Raw genomic sequence first — 16,818 nt, 5'->3', positions numbered from 1 at the left:
ATGCACGCATCGCGCACCGCTCACGAGCACTGCCGGTCCCTTCAGGACGCGCTGCGGGACTTCCGCCACCGCGGCCTCGACGAGGCCGTCGCCTGGGGGCGGTACCTGGCCGACGTGCTGCCGTCCGGCGGCCGGCTGCTGTGCGCCGGCAACGGCGGCAGCGCGGCGCAGGCCCAGCATCTGACGGCCGAGCTGGTGGGCCGCTACGCCGGCGACCGGCGCCCCTACTCGGCCATCTCCCTGCACGCGGAGACCTCCAGCGTCACCGCCATCGGCAACGACTACGGCTTCGACGAGATCTACGCCCGCCAGGTCGCCGCGCACGGCCGGCCCGGCGACGTCCTGGTGCTGATGTCCACCTCGGGCCGCAGCGACAACCTGCTCGGCGCGGCCACCGCGGGCCGGGCCGCCGGGCTGCGGGTGTGGGCCATGACCGGCGCCACGCCCAACCCGCTGTCCGGGCAGGCCGACAGCGTGATCGGCATCGAGTGCCCGAACACCGCCACCGTGCAGGAGGCCCACCTCGTCGCGCTGCACGTGCTGTGCGAGGCGTTCGACGAGGCGCTTCAGGCCGCGGAGGCGGCCACGGCCGAGCTGCCCGCCGTGCTCACCCGCCGGGAGGTGTCATGACCGCCCGCCAGCCGGTCGTCGTGGTCGGCGACGCGCTGCTGGACCAGGACGTGACCGGGGAGGCCACCCGGCTGGCGCCGGACGCGCCGGTCCCGGTCGTCGAGGTCGCCGAGGAGCGCTGCCGCCCCGGCGGCGCCGGGCTCGCCGCGGCACTCGCCGCGCGCGACGGCCGCGAGGTGGTCCTCGTCACCGCGCTGGGCGGCGACCCGGCCAGCGAGTCGGTCCGCGCGATGCTGCCCGCCGGGGTGCGCCTGGCCGAACTCCCGCTGGACGGCTCGCTGCCCGTGAAGTCCCGGGTGCTGGCCGGCGGCCGGCCGCTGGTGCGGGTGGACCGCGGCGGTGGCTCGGCCGGGCCGCCGGGTGCCGGCGTGCGCCGGGTGCTGGAGGAGGCGCGCGCCATTCTGGTGGCCGACTACGGGCAGGGCGCGGTGTCCGCCGTGCGCCGGTCGCTGACCGAGGCCGCCCGGCGCGTTCCCGTCGTCTGGGACCCCCATCCGCGCGGCCGGCCCCCGGTGGCGGGCGCCCGGCTGGTCACCCCCAACGCCCGGGAGGCGCGCTGGTTCTGCGGCGAGCGGGACCGGGACGGCGACGATTCGCTGCGCGCCCACAGCCGCCGCGGGGCGCTGCTGGCGGAACGCTGGCAGGTGGGCTCGGTGGCGATCACGCTCGGCTGCCGGGGCGCGGTGCTGGCCCGGGCCAACTGCGACGACCCGCTGTATGTGCCGGTGACGGCGGGCCACGACGGCGACCCCTGCGGCGCCGGCGACTGTTTCGCGGCCAGCGCCACGGGCGTGCTGGCCGACGGCGGACTGCCGCCGGAGGCGGTCGGGCTGGCCACCGAGGCGGCGACATCCTTCATCGCCGGAGGCGGCATGGCCTCGCTCACGTCCTGGCGCGAGGGGCGCGAGCGGCGCGAACCGCCGCCTCCGGCCCCGGTCGGCGCCGGGGACGTGGGCGCCCTGGTGGAGTCGGTCCGGGCGCGCGGCGGCACGGTGGTCGCCGCCGGCGGCTGCTTCGACCTGCTGCACGCGGGGCATGTGCAGTTCCTGGAGAACGCGCGGCGGACCGGGGACTGCCTGATCGTGTGCGTGAACTCCGACGACTCGGTGCGCCGGCTGAAGGGACCGGGCCGGCCGTTCAACCCGGCGGCCGACCGGATCCGGGTGCTGGCGGGGCTGGGCTGCGTGGACGCGGTGGCCGTGTTCGACGAGGACACCCCGGAGCCGCTGCTGCGCCGGCTGCGGCCCGACGTGTGGGTCAAGGGCGGCGACTACAGCGTCCGCGACCTGCCGGAGGCGGCGGCGCTGCGCGAGTGGGGCGGCCAGACCCTGGTGCTGCCGTACCTGGACGGCCGTTCCACCACGGAACTGGCCCGCCGCGCCGCCTACGCCTCGCCATGACGATCGTGGCGCTGCGCGCGCTGGGCCTGGGCGACCTGCTGACGGCGGTGCCCGCCCTGCGAGCGCTGCGCCGCGCGCACCCCGGGCAGCCGCTGCTGCTGGCCGCCCCGCCCTGGCTGACGGAGGCGGCGGCGGCCACCGGCGCGGTGGACCGGCTGGTGCCGGCGGACGCGCCGGGGCGCGCGGTCCCCGCGAGCATCCCGTGGGCCGGGCCGCGCCCCGACCTCGCGGTGGACCTGCACGGCAGCGGGCCCGAGAGCCTGCGCCCGCTGGGCGCGCTGCGGCCGGGGCGGCTGTTCGGCTACGCGCACCCCAGTGGGCCGGCCTGGGACGCGAACGAGCACGAGCGCGACCGCTGGTGCCGCCTGTTGACCTCCTACGGCATCCCCGCCGACCCGGCCGACCTGCGGATCCCGCCGCCCGCGACGCCCTCCCCGGCGCCCGGCGCCGTGGTCCTCCACCCCGGCGCGGACGCCGGCGCGCGCCGCTGGCCCGCCGACCGCTTCGCGGCGCTGGGCCGCGCGCTGGCCCGCGACGGCCACCGGGTGGTGGTGACCGGCGGCCCCGCCGAGGCGCCCCTGGTCCACCGCGTGACCGAGCTGGCGGGCCTGCCCCCGACGGCGGCGCTCATCGCCCTGCCCTTCCCGGCGCTGGCCGCGCTGACGGCCGCCGCCCGGGCGGTGGTGGTCGGCGACACGGGCATCGCCCATCTGGCGACGGCCCTGGCCACCCCCTCGATCACCCTGTTCGGCCCGGTCTCCCCCCGCCTGTGGGGCCCGCCCGACTCCGCCCGGCACCGCGTGCTGTGGCACCCCGGCCTGCCCCACACGGGCACCCCGCACGGCCGTGTTCCGGACGAACGCCTGCTGGCCATCGGCACCGCCGAGGCCCTCTCCGCGGTGCGGTCCCTGCCGGAAGGACCCGCCTGACCGGGCCCGCCCCTGAGCAGCGGCGGGTCAGCCCACGTACTGCCGCGCCTTCGACGTCCGCTGGGCCGTCTCCAGCGTGCGCAGCCGCAGCTCCACCTCGCGCGGCACCGGGCGGCGTTCGCGCACCAGCCAGGGCAGGCCGGCCATGGCGCGCACCAGGGCGGTGGCCGTGGTGCGGTCGTGGGGCACCGTGCGCAGCAGATGGGCCGTGCGGCGCAGGGCGGGGACGGCGGGGCGGCGCAGCCAGGTGGTCCACAGCGTGTTGCGGATGCCGTCCGCCCGGCGGCGGGTGGCGTCGCGCTGGCCGGAGGGGGCGTGGTGGATGGTCAGGCTCTCGTCGAACAGCAGCCACCAGCCGTCCGACAGCAGGTCCGCGGCCAGCAGCTCCTCCTCGCCGCCGAGCCACAGCCGGGGCGAGAAGCCGCCGGCCGCGCGGAAGGCGTCGGTGCGCAGCACGGTCGCGGCGGCCAGGAACGAGCCGAGCGCGGGGCCGGGCAGCCAGCCCGGCCGGGGCAGCGGGGAGGAGCGCAGCTCCTCGACGACCGGGTCCTCGGTGCCGTCCGGCTCGACCAGGATGCGGGCGGTGACGGCCGCCACCCGGGGATGCGCGTCCAGCAGGTCGGCCGCGGCGGCCAGCGAGCCGGGCGCCCACCACGTGTCGTCGTCGCAGAACGCCACATAGGGGCTGGTCACGTCGCGGACCGCGAGGTTGCGGCCGACCGCGCCGAGGTTGGCGCCGGGCGTCAGCAGGCGGGTCCCCGGGTGGTGGCGCGCGACCGCGGCGGCCGTTCCGTCGGTGCTGCCGTTGTCGGTGACCAGGACCGGGGGCCGCTCGGGCAGCGCGGCGAGCCGGTCGAGGGTGCGCAGCAGCTCCGCCCGCCGGTCGCGCGTGATGATCACCACGGAGGCGCGGTCATCTCGCGGCATGGGCCAGCTCCAGACGGCGGACGTCCGCCTCGACCTCGGGCGGCAGCCGGCGGCGGCCGCCCAGCGCGGCGGGCAGCCGCGGCAGCAACTGGCCCAGGGCGCGGCGCGCGGCGGGGTCGCCGGGGGCGTCGCGGGCCAGCCGCCAGGTCTCGCGCAGGGCGACGCCGACCGGGCGTCGCAGCCACGCGGTCAGCACCTCGTTGCGGCGCACCAGCGTGCCGCGGCCGCGGCGGGGATCCGAAGCGGGATGGTGCTCGGCGGTGATCTGCGGCGCGTAGCAGACGTGCCAGCCGGCGGCGGTGAGGTCGTAGGCCAGCAGCGTCTCCTCGGCGCCGAAGAACAGCAGCGGGTGGTAGCCGCCCACGGCCAGGAACGCGGAGCGGCGGACCACGGCGGCGCAGCCGAGGAAGCCCAGCACCGGCGGCCCGGGCAGGCCGGGCGGCGCGCCCAGCGGGGAGGCGGCCAGCACGTCGTTCAGCGGGTCGGGGGTCCGGTCGGGGCCGACGAGCGTGCGGCCGGCGAGCAGGCCGAGCCGGGGGTGGGCCTCCATGAGGTCGACCGCGGCGGCCAGCGAGCCGGGCGTCCACCAGGAGTCGTCGTCGCTGAAGGCGATGTAGCGGGCGGGCAGCGCCCGGACGCCGTCGTTGCGGGCCAGCGCGCCGCGGTTGGCCGGCAGGCCCAGCACGCGCACCTCGGGGAACCGCTCGGCGAGCAGCGCGCGGGTGCCGTCGGCCGAGGCGTTGTCCACGACCATGATCGGCGGGCGCTCCGGCAGGGCGTTGAGCCGGTCCACCGTGGTGAGCAGGCCGGCGGCACGGTTGCGGGTGGCGATGACCACCCCGACGGACGCAGCGGACACGGCGGCCGAGTGCCCAGCCGCCACCTGCCCAAACGCCCCGGACACCGTTTCGGGCAGGTGGCGGCGGGGACTCGCCGGGGATGACAGGTGACGGCGGACGGACCCTGGTGACGGGGTGGTTCAGCTTCGTGGACGGCGAGGCCACGGCCGGCGACGTGCTGGCCCTGGACCGGGTGCGGCAGGTCCTCGACGCGCGCGGGGTGAGTTACGAGGTGGCGTGGAGCCCGCGGTTCCGGCCGGACGGGCTGTCGCTGGAGAAGGCGCGGCCGCAGGACTACACACGGCTGGTGTTCGTGTGCGGCCCGGTGCACGGGCCGGCGATCGCGGAACTGCACGAGAGGTTCGCGCACTGCCGCCGGATCGCCGTGGGCATCTCGGTGATCGACCCGGCGGATCCGGCCGTGACGGGCTTCCACGAGGTGCTGGCGCGCGACGGCGACGGCCGCCCGGAGCCGGCGCGGGACCTGTCGCTGCGGGCGCCGCTCACCGACGAGGTCCCGGTGGTGGGGGTGCTGCTCACCCATGGCCAGCGCGAATACGGCGAACGGCGCCTGCACGCGGTGGTGGCCGAGTCGGTGACGCGCTGGCTGGCGGGCGCGCGGTGCGCGCCGGTGGTGCTGGAGAGCCGGCTGGACCGGGAGAACGGGCTGCTGTGCGGCCGGGCGGACGAGTTCATGTCGGTGCTGGAGCGGCTGGACGCGGTGGTCACGGACCGGCTGCACGGGCTGGTGCTGTCGCTGCGGGTGGGCGTGCCGCCGATCGCGGTCGATCCCGTGGAGGGCGGGGCGAAGATGACGGCGCAGGCCCGGGCGTGCCGCTGGCCGGCGGTGATCCCGGGGGAACGGCTGGACGCCCACCGGCTGGACGTGTGGCTCGCCTGGTGTCTGGGCCGGGGCGCCGCCGCGGCCCGGCGCCGGCGCGAGGAGCTGGGCGCCGCGGCCGATCTCGCGGACGGTCTCGTGGACATGCTGCGCGCATAGCCCCGGCCGGGGTGGGTACTCCGGCGTGCGCCGAAGGCGCAAGGGATCGGAAAGGGCGGTCGCTCATGGCCCGCTTTGTGAAGGAAATCATGTCGCCCGCGGTGGTCGCGCTGCGGCCCGACGCCTCGCTCGTGGAGGCCGCGCAGCTCATGCGTGCCCAGGACGTCGGGGATGTGCTGGTGGCGCAGGACGGTGTGCTGCTCGGTGTCATCACCGACCGCGACATCGCGCTGCGCGCCGTCGCCGAGGGGCTGGACCCGCTCACCGTGAGCTGCCAGTCCGTGTGCACGCCGGATCCGGTGTGCGTGGGGCCGGAGGAGGAGATCACCACCGCGCAGCGGCTGATGCGCGACCACGCGGTGCGGCGGCTGCCGGTGGTCGACGGGCGCGGCACGGTCGGGGTGGTGACCATCGGGGACGTGGTCCAGGACCGGGACCCCGACTCGGCCCTGGCCCACATCAGCCGGGCGACGCCGGATCTGTGAGCCGTTTCGGCTGAGCCGTCGACGCGGCCCTCAGCGGGGAAGGCGTACGCCGAGCATCGCGACGTCGTCCTCGTTGTCGGCGGGGCGGGTGTGGGTGAGGAGCAGGTCGCAGAGGCTGGTCAGGGGGTGGCGGGCGAGGGTGCCGGCGTACTCGCGAAGCCGTGACATGCCCTCGTCGAGGGAGCGGCTCGGCGACTCGATCAGCCCGTCGGTGTAGAGCACCAGGGTGGATCCGGGCGGCAGTTCGGTGACGGCGTCGGGGCGGGTGGCGGCGAAGCCGGTGCCCAGCAGGATGCCGTCCCCGGCCTCCAGGAAGCGGGCCCGCCCGCCGTACTCGATCAGCAGCGGCGGCGGGTGGCCGGCGTTGGTCCAGCGCAGCCGCCACCCGCCGCCCCCGGTGTGCTCCACCCGGGCGAAGACAACGGTGGCCATCGACGCCCCGGTCATGCGCCCCACGACCCGGTCGAGCCGGTCCACGACCGCGCTGGGCGCCTCCGGGTGGGCCCAGGCGTAGGCGCGCAGGACGTTGCACACCTGCGCCATGCCGGCCGCGGCGGCGAGGTCGTGGCCGACGACGTCGCCGATCACCAGTGCGGTCACCCCGCCGGCGAGGACGAACGAGTCGTACCAGTCGCCGCCGACCTGGGAGGCGTCCGGGGCGGGGACGTAGCAGGCGGTCATCTCCAGGCCCGGCACCTGGGGCAGCGGCGGCAGCAGGTGGCGTTGCATGTTCTCGGCCACCCGCCGCTGGCGCTCGTACAGGCGCGCGTTCTCCAGTGCGAGCCCTGCCCCGCGGGCGATGTCCTCCACCAGCAGCAGATCGGTCGGGGTGAACGCCCCGGGCAGCTCGGAACGTCCCAGGGTGAGGGCTCCGAGCACCTCCCGCGGACCCCGGATGGGGGCGATGCCCGCGGAGTGCATGCCGGTCGCCCGGAACAACTTCCGCTGGACGACCGCGACATCCGAGTCGGGCGGCCCCTGGTAGTCCTCGGGACCGGCGACGGTCGCGGTCACGCCGCGCAACGCCCGGGACAGCGGCATGGATGACTTCTCCGGCACCGCCGGCATCGGTCCCTCCAGGTCCTCCCGGTGCACCAGCGCGCCGTCCTCCCGGTGGACCACGGAGGCGCGCCGGACACCTCCCTCCTCGGTGAGCAAATCCACCACCGCCCAGTCCGCCAACTGGGGCACCACCAGCCGCACGAGCTGCCGCAGCGTCTCGCCGACGTCCAGCGTCGCGGTGAGCGTGGTGGTGGTCTCGGCGAGCAGGGCCAGCCGGTCGACCTCCGGCATCGTCGCCGTCGGGCGCTCCGCCTCCCGGCGGGTGGACTCGTGGAAGAACATCACCGCGCCCATCCGGCCGTCGCCGAGCCGGCAGGGGATGACCATCCAGGCCACCGGCATCAGCGAGCCGTCGCCGCGCTCGTACCACTCCTCGTCCCCCTGCGCGGTCCGGCCGGTGAGGAGCACCCGCTTCATCCGGCACCGGGTCGCCGGCATGGGCTCCCCGCGTCTCCCCCGGTGCAGCAGGTCGTGCGCGTCCTGGCCGCAGAGATCCTCGGCGGCCCGGCCGAGCAACTGGGCGGCGCGGGGCGTGACGTCAACGATCCGACCCCGGTCGTCCACCACGTAGCTTCCCGTGTCGAGGAAATCCGGCAGCCGACGGAGCCACTCCGCCCCCACCGGGGGAGACCGTCCGGCATCCCCCTGGCCGCCGTGACCGATCATGACCGCGTTCTCCTCCGTGCCGTCCGTTCCGCACTTCTCCCGCCAGCTTCACCCGTCTTCGCGCAACGGGCCATCCGTCGCCGCCGGACTGGTGCCGGTGGCCGCTCAGCGTTTGCTGGGCTGCCGCTCGGACTCCGCCCCGGCGGCCAGGAGCCGCTTGCGCAGCGCCTCGCCCTCCACGTCGACGTTGGGCAGCGCCCGGTCCAGCGGGCGCGGCAGCCACCAGGCGGCCCTGCCGAGCAGGGCGAGGACGGCGGGCACGATGGCCATGCGGACGACGAAGGCGTCGAAGAGAACGGCGATGGCCAGGCCGAAGCCGATCATCTTCACCATCGCCTCGGAGGAGCCGATGAAGCCCGCGAAGACGCTGATCATGATGACCGCGGCGGCGCTGACGACCCTGGCCCCGTGCCGGAAGCCGGTGACGATCGCCTCGTGCGGCGACTCGCCGTGGACGTACGCCTCCCGCATCCGGGTGACCAGGAAGACCTCGTAGTCCATGGCCAGGCCGAAGACCACGCCGATCATGAAGATCGGCATCAGGCTCATGATGGGCCCGGTCTCCTCGACCCCGAACACACCGGCCGCCCACCCCCACTGGAAGACCGCGACGACCGCGCCGAGGGCGGCGATCACCGACAGCAGGAAGCCGAGGGCCGCCTTGAGCGGCACCAGCAGGGAGCGGAAGACGACCACCAGGAGCAGGAACGCCAGGCCCACCACCAGCGCCAGATAGGGCACGAGCGCGTCGCTCAGCTTCTGCGAGACGTCGATGGCCATCGCGGTCTGGCCGGTGACCAGGACGTTGTCCCCGGTCGCCGCGCGGATGTCCGCGACCAGGTCCTCCGTCGCGGCGCTGCTCGGCTTGGACTCCGGGACGACCGTGATCATCGCGGTGTCGCCGGCCTCGTTGAACGCGGGCTCCCCCACCGCGGCGACGTCGTCCAGGCCGGAGACGGTGCCGGCGACGTCCTCGGCCGTCACCCGGGGGTCGGCGCTGTCCCGGGCGTCGACGGTGACGATCAGCGGCCCGTTGAAGCCGGGGCCGAAGCCCCTGGACAGCAGGTCGTACGCGCGGCGCTGCGTGGTGCTCGTCGGCTGCGAGCCGTCGTCGGGCAGGCCGAGTACCATGCCGGTGGCCGGCAGGGCGATCGCGCCGAGCCCGACGACGCCGGTCAGCGACACGGCCACCGGGCGGCGCAGCACGAAGCGGGCCCAGCGGGTGCCCAGGCCCGGTTTGGTCTCGGCCGCGGGCGCGGCGCCGCGACCCCGGCGGGCGCGGACCCGGTCGCCGGCGAAGCCGAGTACGGCCGGGATGAGGGTGAGGGCGATGAGCACCGCGACGGCGACGGCGCCCGCGGCGGCCAGACCCATCGAGGTCAGCACGGGGATGTTGACCACGGCCAGGCCGACCAGGGCGATCACGACGGTCAGTCCGGCGAAGACGACCGCGGAGCCGGCGGTGCCGGCGGCCCGGCCGACGGCCTCCTGGCGCGGCCGGCCCTCGGCCAGCTCGGCGCGGTAGCGGGAGACGACGAACAGCGCGTAGTCGATGCCGACCGCCAGCCCGATCATCATGGCCAGGGTGGGGGTGGTGTTGTTCAGGTCCAGCGGGGCGGAGAGCGCGGTGATCACGGCCACGCTGATGCCGACCCCGACGATCGCGGTGAGCAGCGGCAGGCCGGCGGCGACCAGCGAGCCGAAGGTCAGGACCAGGACCACCGCGGCGATCCCGACGCCGATGATCTCGGTCGCCCCGGTCGCCGGGATCTCGGACAGCGCGTCGCCGCCGATCTCCACGGTCAGCCCCTCCTCGCGGCCCATCTCGGCGGCCCGCTCCAGCGCGTTCCGGTCGGCGTCGGCCAGCCCGGTGGCCTCGACGTCGTACGACACGAGGGCGTAGGCGATGTCGCCGTCCCGGCTGACGGCCGCGGACTCGGGCTGGAACGGGTCGGCCACGTTCGCCACGTGGTCGGAGCCGACGCGCAGGTCCGCGACGACCCGCTCGACGGCGGCCCGGTCGGTGGCGTCGGTGATGTCGCCGTCCGGCGCCTCGAACACGACGCGCGCGGTGGCCCCTTCGGCGTTCGACGCGGGGAACCGCTCCTCCAGGAGGTCGAACGCGCGCTGCGCCTCGGTGCCCGGAATGGTGATCGTCGACGACGCGGCGGGCGAGGCGGTGGCGGCGCTCACCCCGGCGAGGACGAGCAGCGCCAGCCAGATCAGGGCGACCAGCCGACGACGGCGGAACGAGAACCGGCCCAGCCGGTAGAGGAATGTGGCCATGTGACAGGCACCCCAGAACGGTGGAGGGCGCGGGTGGGCGGTCAGTCCCGTGGTGTGCGGACCAGCTCCGGGGAGGCGGTGTCCAGCGGCACCGAGCCGGCCCGGACCATGCCGAGCTGGACGGCCTGCCTGGGCGTCACCGCGTCCAGCAGCCAGTCGGCGGCGACCCGCACCCGGTTCCCCGGCATCGCCATCAGGTGGTAGCCGCGCGTCACGGCGCCGGCCGGGAGCCCGGACAGCGGCACGTGGAACGGGTTGGCCGCCGCCTTCGTGCCGCCCAGGTCGACGGCGAAGCCGCGGTCGTGGTGCTCGTAGGCGCGGCGTTCGCCCAGGCCGAAGGCCGCCGCGATGTTGTGCGCCACGGTCTTGCCCTGCCGCCAGGCGTGCTGGGCGGTCATCGGCGTGAACTGCCCGGGCCGGGTGAGGTCGGGCACGGCCGCGGCGTCGCCGCAGGCGAAGACCTCGGGGTGGTCGGGGACGTTCAGATAGCGGTCGACGCACAGCCGGCCGCGTTCGGTGGGCAGTCCGACGTCGGCGACGAGCGGGTCGGGCCGCACCCCGACGCACCAGATGAGGCTGCGGGTCGGGACGAACTCGCCGTTGTCCAGCAGAACGCCGTCGTGCCGCGCCTCCTTCACCGACATCCCGGTGCGCACGTCCACGCCGCGTTTGCGCAGCACCCGGTCGGCGGTGCGCGAGAGGCGTTCGTCCAGCTCGGGAAGGACCCGGGGGGCGATGTCGAGCAGCATCCAGCGGGGCGTGACGCCCCGGCCGTCGGTGTGCCGCGTGATGGCGTCGGCGAACATCGTGCCGTGCGCGGCGACCTCCGTGCCGGTGTAGCCGGCGCCGACCACGACGAACGTGGACCGGGCGCGGCGCTCCTCCGCGTCGTCGGTGTGGGCGGCCAGCTCGAGCTGGCGGACGATGTGGTCGCGCAGATAGAGGGCCTCGGGCAGGCCGCGGAAGCCCCGGGCGTGCTCGGCCACGCCCGGGATGGGCAGCAGCCGGCTGACGCTGCCGACGGACAGCACGAGCGTGTCGTAGTCCAGCTCGCCGGCGCGGCCCTCGGGGTCGGTGTAGTGGACGCGCCGCGCGTCGAGGTCGACGCCGCCCGCCTCGCCGAGGACCAGCCGGGTGTGCGGCAGCGTCCCGGTGAGGGAGACGGTGACCCGGCGCGGCTCCAGGATTCCGGCGGCGACCTGGGGCAGCAGCGGCAGATAGAGGAAGTAGTCGGTGGGATTCAGCAGCACGACCTCGGCGTGCTTGCGTACCGTGCGGGACAGGATCCGCGCGGCGCGGTAGCCGGCGAAGCCCGCTCCGGCGATCACGATCCGGGACCGGCTCATGCGCGACCTCCTTGAGAGAAACGAGGTGTCGCGGGTACCCGGCCCGGGCGGAGTGATGCCGCCGCGCGGCCATGTGATGCGCGGACCGCCCGCCGTCAGCGGGCGGCGGGCGGCAGCCGGGTGAGCGCGCCCTCGATGCCGTGGCCCCGGGTGCGCACAACGGTCTCGGCGAGGTCGGCGAGCTTGCTGTTGGTGCGCTGGGACTGCTTGCGCAGCAGCCGGAAGGCCGTTTGGGAGTCGCACTCCAGCACATGCATGAGGATGCCGCACGCCTGGTCGATGACGGGGCGGGAGCGCAGCGCGGTATCGAGCTGGTCCACCTCGGTGAGGGCGCGTTCATAGGCGTGGTCGTGGGCGAGCGTGCGGGTGGCGAGGTCCCCGATGAGGCCGGCCAGGGTGCGCGTCCTGGCGTCCATCAGCCCGGGCCGGAAGCCGCACACGGTGACCGTCACGGTCAGCTCGTCGTGCCGGAACGGCAGCGTGGCGCTGGAGCGGACGCCCGCGTCGAGCGCGACGGCGCGGAAGTCGGGCCAGCGCCGGTCGGCCAGCAGGTCGTCGGCCCCGGCCGGCTCGCCGGTGCGCACCGCGGCCGGGATCGGGCCCTCGCCGGCCTCCCACTGCACGGCGACGAGCGGGGCCAGGTCGGGGTGCGTGACGGCGGCCGGGATCTCCGGCGGACAGCCGTCGACGTTCGCGGTCGCGGCGGCGCCGCAGGCCCCCGGTGCGCACAGAGCGGCCTCCTCGGCGAGCCGGGCCAGCGCGCGGGCCGAAACGTCCGTCGGTTGTTCGGTCGTGGAGGCGGACATGGGCGTCGCCTGCCCAGCGACGGGCCCGGAAAACGGCGCGAGTACGACTGTCCTCACGTCGTCCGCCGCTACTGTGTCCCCATGGCCGATGCGGAGGAGTTTGGCGCCGAGCTCACCGACTTCCGCGAGCGCGTCGCGGAGTTGCGTGCCAACCGCGCCCTGCCGGGCGGCGGGGGGCCGGCCAATCTGGACGCCGCCCTCTTCGAACTTCAATACGTGTCCGATGTGCTGTGGCCGCGTTATGAGCAACTCGTCGCCGCCCAGCGCCAGAACGCGCGGCCAGCCGATCCCAGGGAGCAGCAATTGCTTCGCGCGGTCTTCCAGGGGCTGCCCGTTCCGGTCGTGCTGCTCGACCGGGACAGTGTGGTCAGCCGACTCAACTTCGCCGCCAGTCAACTCTTCGGCCTGCGCGCCGGTTACGCCGCCGGCCGGTCCATCACCGCCTCGTTCGCCCATGAGGGGCGGGCGGCGTTCCGCGGCCAAGTGGCGGCGGTCGCCCGCCACGAGGGCAGCCGCAGCCTGGCCGTGGAGCTGATGCACGGCCTCGGCAACGGCGCGGGCGGCGACGAGAGACCCACCCGGCTGTGGGTGACGCTCACGGCGGTGCGCCCGCCCGGCCACCGGCGCACGGCCGTCCTCGCGGTGTGCCAGCCGATGACGAAGGGCGCGGGACGGCGGCCGGCCGCGCCGGGCGTCGCGGCGACGGAGCCCGCCGGCCGGCCGGACCCGGCCGAGGTGAGCAGCCACGTCGAACTCATGGATCTCCTCGACGACATGGTGGTGGCGCTCCTCGACGACACCGGCCCCCGGGCCGAGTCGCCGCTGGCCCGCGCCTGCCGGGTGCTGCACGGCCGGTTCGCCGACTGGGTGATCGCCGATGTCGCGGCGCGGGACGGGGCGCCGGAGGACGGGTGGCTGCGCCGGGTGACCGTGCTGGGCCCGGGGAACGGGCCGGGCGCCGACCGGGCCGAGGCCGTCGCCGCGCAGGACCCGGCCGCCGCGCCCCTGATCGGCGAGGCGGCCCGGGCCGGCGCCTCGGCGCTCCAGGTGCGGCCGGAGGACCCGTTCGCGCTGGGCAAGGCGGCGGACGGCCTGCCCGTGCTGGCGCTCACCGAGGCGTCGTCGCTGCTGTGCGTGCCGCTGCGACCGCCGTCGGGCGCGGTGCTCGGCGTCCTCACGCTCCTGCGCGTGGGCCCCCGTCACGCCTTCGAGCTGGCCGAGGCGAGCGCGATGGAGCGGATGTCACGGCATATCGCGCTGGCCCTGCGCGCCGCCTGAGCACCAGCGGCAGCACGGCCCACAGCGCGGCGCACAGCGTGAACGCGCCCACGGCCGTGGCGATCCCGGCGGCCCGGCCCAGCACGACGTCCACCACGAGGAGCAGCGCGCCGGTGAGCGCGAGGGCCAGCACCGCCAGCCCGGCCGTCGCCAGCCGCGCGGACACCTCGACGACCTGCCGCTTGGCGCCGCGCCGGAAGAGCTGCCGGTGCAGCGCGGCCGGGGCGGTGAACAGGACCGTGGCCCCCATGGCCAGCACCAGCGTGGTGACATAGGTGCCGCGCTGCACGTCGTCGAGGTCCGGGAAGCGCTCGGTGAACGCGAGCGTCAGCAGGAACGCGAAGAGGATCTGCACCCCGGTCTGGGTGACGCGCAGCTCCTGGAGGAGCTCGGCGAAGTTCCGGTCGTCACGTTCCGGCGGAGTCTCGTTCCGCGCCCGCACCCTCGGCATGGCGTCATCCTGCACCGCCGGCCTCCACCTCTTCACGCAGGCGCGAGCAGGTCCGGGTGAGCAGCCGGGACACATGCATCTGCGAGATACCGACCTGCTCGGCGATGCCGCTCTGCGTCATGCCGCGGAAGAACCGCAGGTAGAGGATCTGCCGTTCGCGTTCGGGAAGGGCGCGCAGCCGGCTGCGCAGCGACTCGCGCTCGACGACGCGTTCGAAGCCGGGCTCGGCGCGGCCCAGGGTGTCCAGCAGCGAGTAGCCGCCCTCGGGCGCGCCCGACAGCTCGGCGTCCAGCGACAGGACGGTGAAGCTGTGCAGCGCCTCCAGGCCGGCCCGGGCCTCCTGCTGGGTCATGTTGGCGTACTCGGCGATCTCGGCGGCGTCGGGGCGGCGGCCGTCCAGGGTGTGGGACAGCTCGTTGCTGGCGACGCGCACCCGGTTGCGCAGCTCCTGGACGCGGCGCGGCACGTGCATGCCCCACAGGTGGTCGCGGAAGTGGCGCTTGATCTCGCCGGTGATGGTGGGCACGGCATAGCTCTCGAACGCGGTGCCGAGCTCGGGGTCGTAGCGCAGGACGGCCTTGACCAGGCCCAGTCGCGCGACCTGTTCCAGGTCCTCCAGGCTCTCGCCCCGGTTGCGGTACTGGCGGGCGAGCCGGGCCGCCATCGGCATCCAGGCGCGGACGATCTCCTCGCGCAGCTTGTCGCGCTCGGGTCCCGGCCTCATGTGGGAGAGCCGCCGGAACGCCTCCCGGGTGTCCGGGGCGTCGTGGTGCGGATGCCGCCGGCGGGACCTGCTGACATAGGTGGCGGGCATGGTTCGCTCCCTTCTCGGTGGACTCGGTGGTCCCCACGGGAGCGGACGGGCCTCGGACCGCGCACGGGGAGCCATACCGCTCCCGCGGGCGTGCCTTCTGTCCGAAGCACGTATAAGCACGTGCCCGCCCCACGGGGACGCAAACGGGGATGCGGCGGGCGAATCGCGCCGGGCGGGCGTGTGCGAAGCGGAACACCGGTCCCTTGCACAACTCTTTTTCGCCGCGCCCCTGTACGCGCGGCCCACGGGGGGACAGGTTCTTAGGTGCGTCCGCGACGCGGCGGGCGCGGGACTCGGAGGTGGTTCCGTGACATCCAGGACCGATGTGGAAAAGGCGCTCCTCGGCCATGCGACCTATCGCAGCCTGGGCGAGCAGAGACTCTCGCCCGCCGAGGAGCGGTTCGAACGGGCCCGCAGAACGTCCGGGCTGTGGCTGGCCCCGCTGATCGCGGCGGTCTTCCTGGCGCTGCCGCTGGACATGGCGCCCAGTCAGCAGACCCTGGCCGGCATCCTGCTGGGCGTCGTGGTGCTGTGGGTGACCGAGCCGGTGCCGATTCCCGTCGGCGGGCTGATCGGGGTCGGGGCCATCGTGCTGTTCGGCGTGGTGCCCTCCGACGAGGCGCTGGCGCCGTTCGGGTCGACGACGATCTTCACCTTCATCGGGGCGTTCATCCTGGCGCAGGCGATGCTCAAGCACGGCCTGGCCAGGCGGTTCGCGTTCCGCATCCTGGCGCTGCCGGGGGTCGGGCGTTCGACGTTCGGCGTGGTCGTGGCGTTCGGCGGGATCACCTGTGTGCTGTCGGCCTTCGTCTCCAACACCGCGACCGTGGCGATGCTGCTGCCGACGGCGCTGGGCATCCTGACGGTCATCGCCAAGCTGCTCCAGGACCGGGGCCTGGTCGCCGAGGACTTCGACCCGACCCGGCTGCGGGTGGGCGCGGCGCTGGTGCTGATGCTGGCGTACGGGGCGTCGGTGGGCGGGCTGCTGACGCCGGTGGGGTCGCCGCCGAACCTGATCGGCCGGGGCCTGATCGAGGAGGCGACCGGCGAGAAGATCTCGTTCGCGCAGTGGATGGGCACGGCGGTGCCGATCTGCGCGCTGATGTTCGTGGCGCTCGCGGTGGTGCTGCTCCTGCTGAACCGGCCGGAGATCCGCCGCATCGACGGCGTGGAGGAGTATGTCGCGGCGCAGCGGGCGGAGTTGGGGCCGCTGTCGCGGGCGGAGTGGAACACGCTGATCGCGTTCGGCATCACCGTGGTGCTGTGGATCACGCCGGGTGTGATCGCGCTGGTGGCCGGCACCGACTCGTCGGTGTACGACACGGTCAGCGGGCGGCTCAACGAGGGCGTCGTCGCCGTGCTGGGCGCGTCGCTGCTGTTCCTGCTGCCCACCAACTGGGCGCGCCGGGAGACCACGCTGAACTGGAGTGACGCGGCGCGCATCGACTGGGGCACGATCCTGCTGTTCGGCACGGGCATCATCTTCGGCTCGCTGCTGGAGTCCACCGGCCTGGCGGAGACGATCGGCACGGAGGCGAACGACTGGCTCGGGCTGTCCAGCACGTTCGCGATCACGGCGTTCGCCGTGGTGCTGGCGATCCTGGTGTCGGAGACGACCAGCAACACGGCGTCGGCCGCGGTGGTGGTGCCGATCATCCTGCCCATCGCGATGGCGGCGGAGGTCGATCCGTTCGTGCCGGCGCTGGCGGCCACGTTCGCGGCGTCGTTCGGCTTCATGCTGCCGGTGTCGACGCCGCAGAACGCGATCGCCTACGGCTCGGGCGTGGTGCCGATCACCACGATGATCCGGTCCGGGTTCACCTTCGACATCCTCGGCGCGATCCTGATCATTCTGGGTCTGCCGCTGATGGTGGAGGTGACCGGCATCGGCTAGTGTCC

The 16,818-nt window shown here is 75.1% G+C and carries 15 protein-coding genes; 7 read left to right on the top strand and 8 right to left on the bottom strand.

Features of this window, described 5'->3' with window-relative positions:
- The 3 genes from RM590_RS27780 to RM590_RS27770 are packed head-to-tail and all read left to right on the top strand — an operon-like array spanning window position 1 to window position 2,959.
- Window positions 1-630, top strand: coding sequence for a D-sedoheptulose-7-phosphate isomerase (locus RM590_RS27780; protein WP_311707483.1), 630 nt, complete (start codon window positions 1-3; stop codon window positions 628-630).
- Complete coding sequence (gene rfaE2, locus RM590_RS27775) at window positions 627-2,030, top strand: D-glycero-beta-D-manno-heptose 1-phosphate adenylyltransferase (protein WP_311707482.1); 1,404 nt, start codon at window positions 627-629, stop codon at window positions 2,028-2,030. The genes RM590_RS27780 and rfaE2 overlap by 4 nt, the downstream gene beginning before the upstream one ends.
- Window positions 2,027-2,959, top strand: a complete 933-nt coding sequence (locus RM590_RS27770; RefSeq protein ID WP_311707481.1) for a glycosyltransferase family 9 protein — start codon at window positions 2,027-2,029, stop codon at window positions 2,957-2,959. Before rfaE2 ends, RM590_RS27770 begins: the two co-directional genes overlap by 4 nt.
- A 27-nt stretch (window positions 2,960-2,986) precedes the next feature.
- Here RM590_RS27770 and RM590_RS27765 read toward each other — a convergent pair whose 3' ends face one another.
- Together RM590_RS27765 and RM590_RS27760 are read right to left on the bottom strand one after the other, a co-directional pair.
- Window positions 2,987-3,886 (bottom strand): glycosyltransferase family 2 protein, encoded by a 900-nt coding sequence (locus tag RM590_RS27765; protein WP_311707480.1) that lies wholly within the window; start codon window positions 3,884-3,886, stop codon window positions 2,987-2,989.
- Window positions 3,873-4,745 (bottom strand): glycosyltransferase family 2 protein, encoded by an 873-nt coding sequence (locus RM590_RS27760; RefSeq protein ID WP_311707479.1) that lies wholly within the window; start codon window positions 4,743-4,745, stop codon window positions 3,873-3,875. Before RM590_RS27760 ends, RM590_RS27765 begins: the two co-directional genes overlap by 14 nt.
- An 80-nt stretch (window positions 4,746-4,825) precedes the next feature.
- On the opposite strand from RM590_RS27760, the gene RM590_RS27755 reads away from it, so the two are divergent.
- Together RM590_RS27755 and RM590_RS27750 are read left to right on the top strand one after the other, a co-directional pair.
- Window positions 4,826-5,725, top strand: a complete 900-nt coding sequence (locus RM590_RS27755) for a polysaccharide pyruvyl transferase family protein (protein WP_311707478.1) — start codon at window positions 4,826-4,828, stop codon at window positions 5,723-5,725.
- 65 nt (window positions 5,726-5,790) lie between these two features.
- Window positions 5,791-6,210 carry a CBS domain-containing protein gene (locus tag RM590_RS27750; RefSeq protein ID WP_311707477.1) on the top strand — a complete coding sequence of 140 codons (420 nt, stop codon included), beginning with the start codon at window positions 5,791-5,793 and terminating at the stop codon, window positions 6,208-6,210.
- A 30-nt stretch (window positions 6,211-6,240) separates the two neighbouring features.
- On the opposite strand, the gene RM590_RS27745 is transcribed toward RM590_RS27750, so the two are convergent.
- The 4 genes from RM590_RS27745 to RM590_RS27730 form a co-directional block, all read right to left on the bottom strand.
- Complete coding sequence (locus tag RM590_RS27745) at window positions 6,241-7,938, bottom strand: SpoIIE family protein phosphatase (RefSeq protein ID WP_311707476.1); 1,698 nt, start codon at window positions 7,936-7,938, stop codon at window positions 6,241-6,243.
- A 105-nt stretch (window positions 7,939-8,043) separates the two neighbouring features.
- Window positions 8,044-10,224, bottom strand: coding sequence for an MMPL family transporter (locus RM590_RS27740; RefSeq protein WP_311707475.1), 2,181 nt, complete (start codon window positions 10,222-10,224; stop codon window positions 8,044-8,046).
- 41 nt (window positions 10,225-10,265) lie between these two features.
- A complete protein-coding gene (locus tag RM590_RS27735) occupies window positions 10,266-11,570 on the bottom strand; it encodes an NAD(P)/FAD-dependent oxidoreductase (protein ID WP_311707474.1) in 1,305 nt (434 codons plus the stop codon).
- Window positions 11,571-11,665: 95 nt separating this feature from the next.
- Window positions 11,666-12,376 (bottom strand): ANTAR domain-containing response regulator, encoded by a 711-nt coding sequence (locus RM590_RS27730; protein WP_311707473.1) that lies wholly within the window; start codon window positions 12,374-12,376, stop codon window positions 11,666-11,668.
- A gap of 81 nt (window positions 12,377-12,457) precedes the next feature.
- On the opposite strand from RM590_RS27730, the gene RM590_RS27725 reads away from it, so the two are divergent.
- A complete protein-coding gene (locus tag RM590_RS27725; protein ID WP_311707472.1) occupies window positions 12,458-13,654 on the top strand; it encodes a PAS domain-containing protein in 1,197 nt (398 codons plus the stop codon).
- Here the strand turns inward: RM590_RS27725 and RM590_RS27720 are convergent.
- Together RM590_RS27720 and RM590_RS27715 are read right to left on the bottom strand one after the other, a co-directional pair.
- On the bottom strand, window positions 13,551-14,105 hold the full coding sequence (locus RM590_RS27720; RefSeq protein ID WP_311707471.1) for a DUF6328 family protein: 555 nt from the start codon (window positions 14,103-14,105) through the stop codon (window positions 13,551-13,553). The two genes, RM590_RS27725 and RM590_RS27720, sit on opposite strands and share 104 nt — an antisense overlap.
- A 4-nt stretch (window positions 14,106-14,109) precedes the next feature.
- Window positions 14,110-14,919: a SigB/SigF/SigG family RNA polymerase sigma factor gene (locus tag RM590_RS27715; protein WP_311707470.1), complete on the bottom strand. Its 810-nt coding sequence runs from the start codon at window positions 14,917-14,919 to the stop codon at window positions 14,110-14,112.
- Window positions 14,920-15,226: 307 nt separating this feature from the next.
- On the opposite strand from RM590_RS27715, the gene RM590_RS27710 reads away from it, so the two are divergent.
- Window positions 15,227-16,813 (top strand): SLC13 family permease, encoded by a 1,587-nt coding sequence (locus tag RM590_RS27710; RefSeq protein WP_311707469.1) that lies wholly within the window; start codon window positions 15,227-15,229, stop codon window positions 16,811-16,813.
- Window positions 16,814-16,818: the final 5 nt, after the last annotated feature.

This window comes from Streptomyces litchfieldiae, assembly GCF_031845365.1.
Taxonomy (GTDB): Bacteria; Actinomycetota; Actinomycetes; order Streptomycetales; family Streptomycetaceae; genus Streptomyces; species Streptomyces litchfieldiae.
Note: the sequence above shows the minus strand (reverse complement) of the source record. Positions and strands in the feature narration are given on the sequence as shown.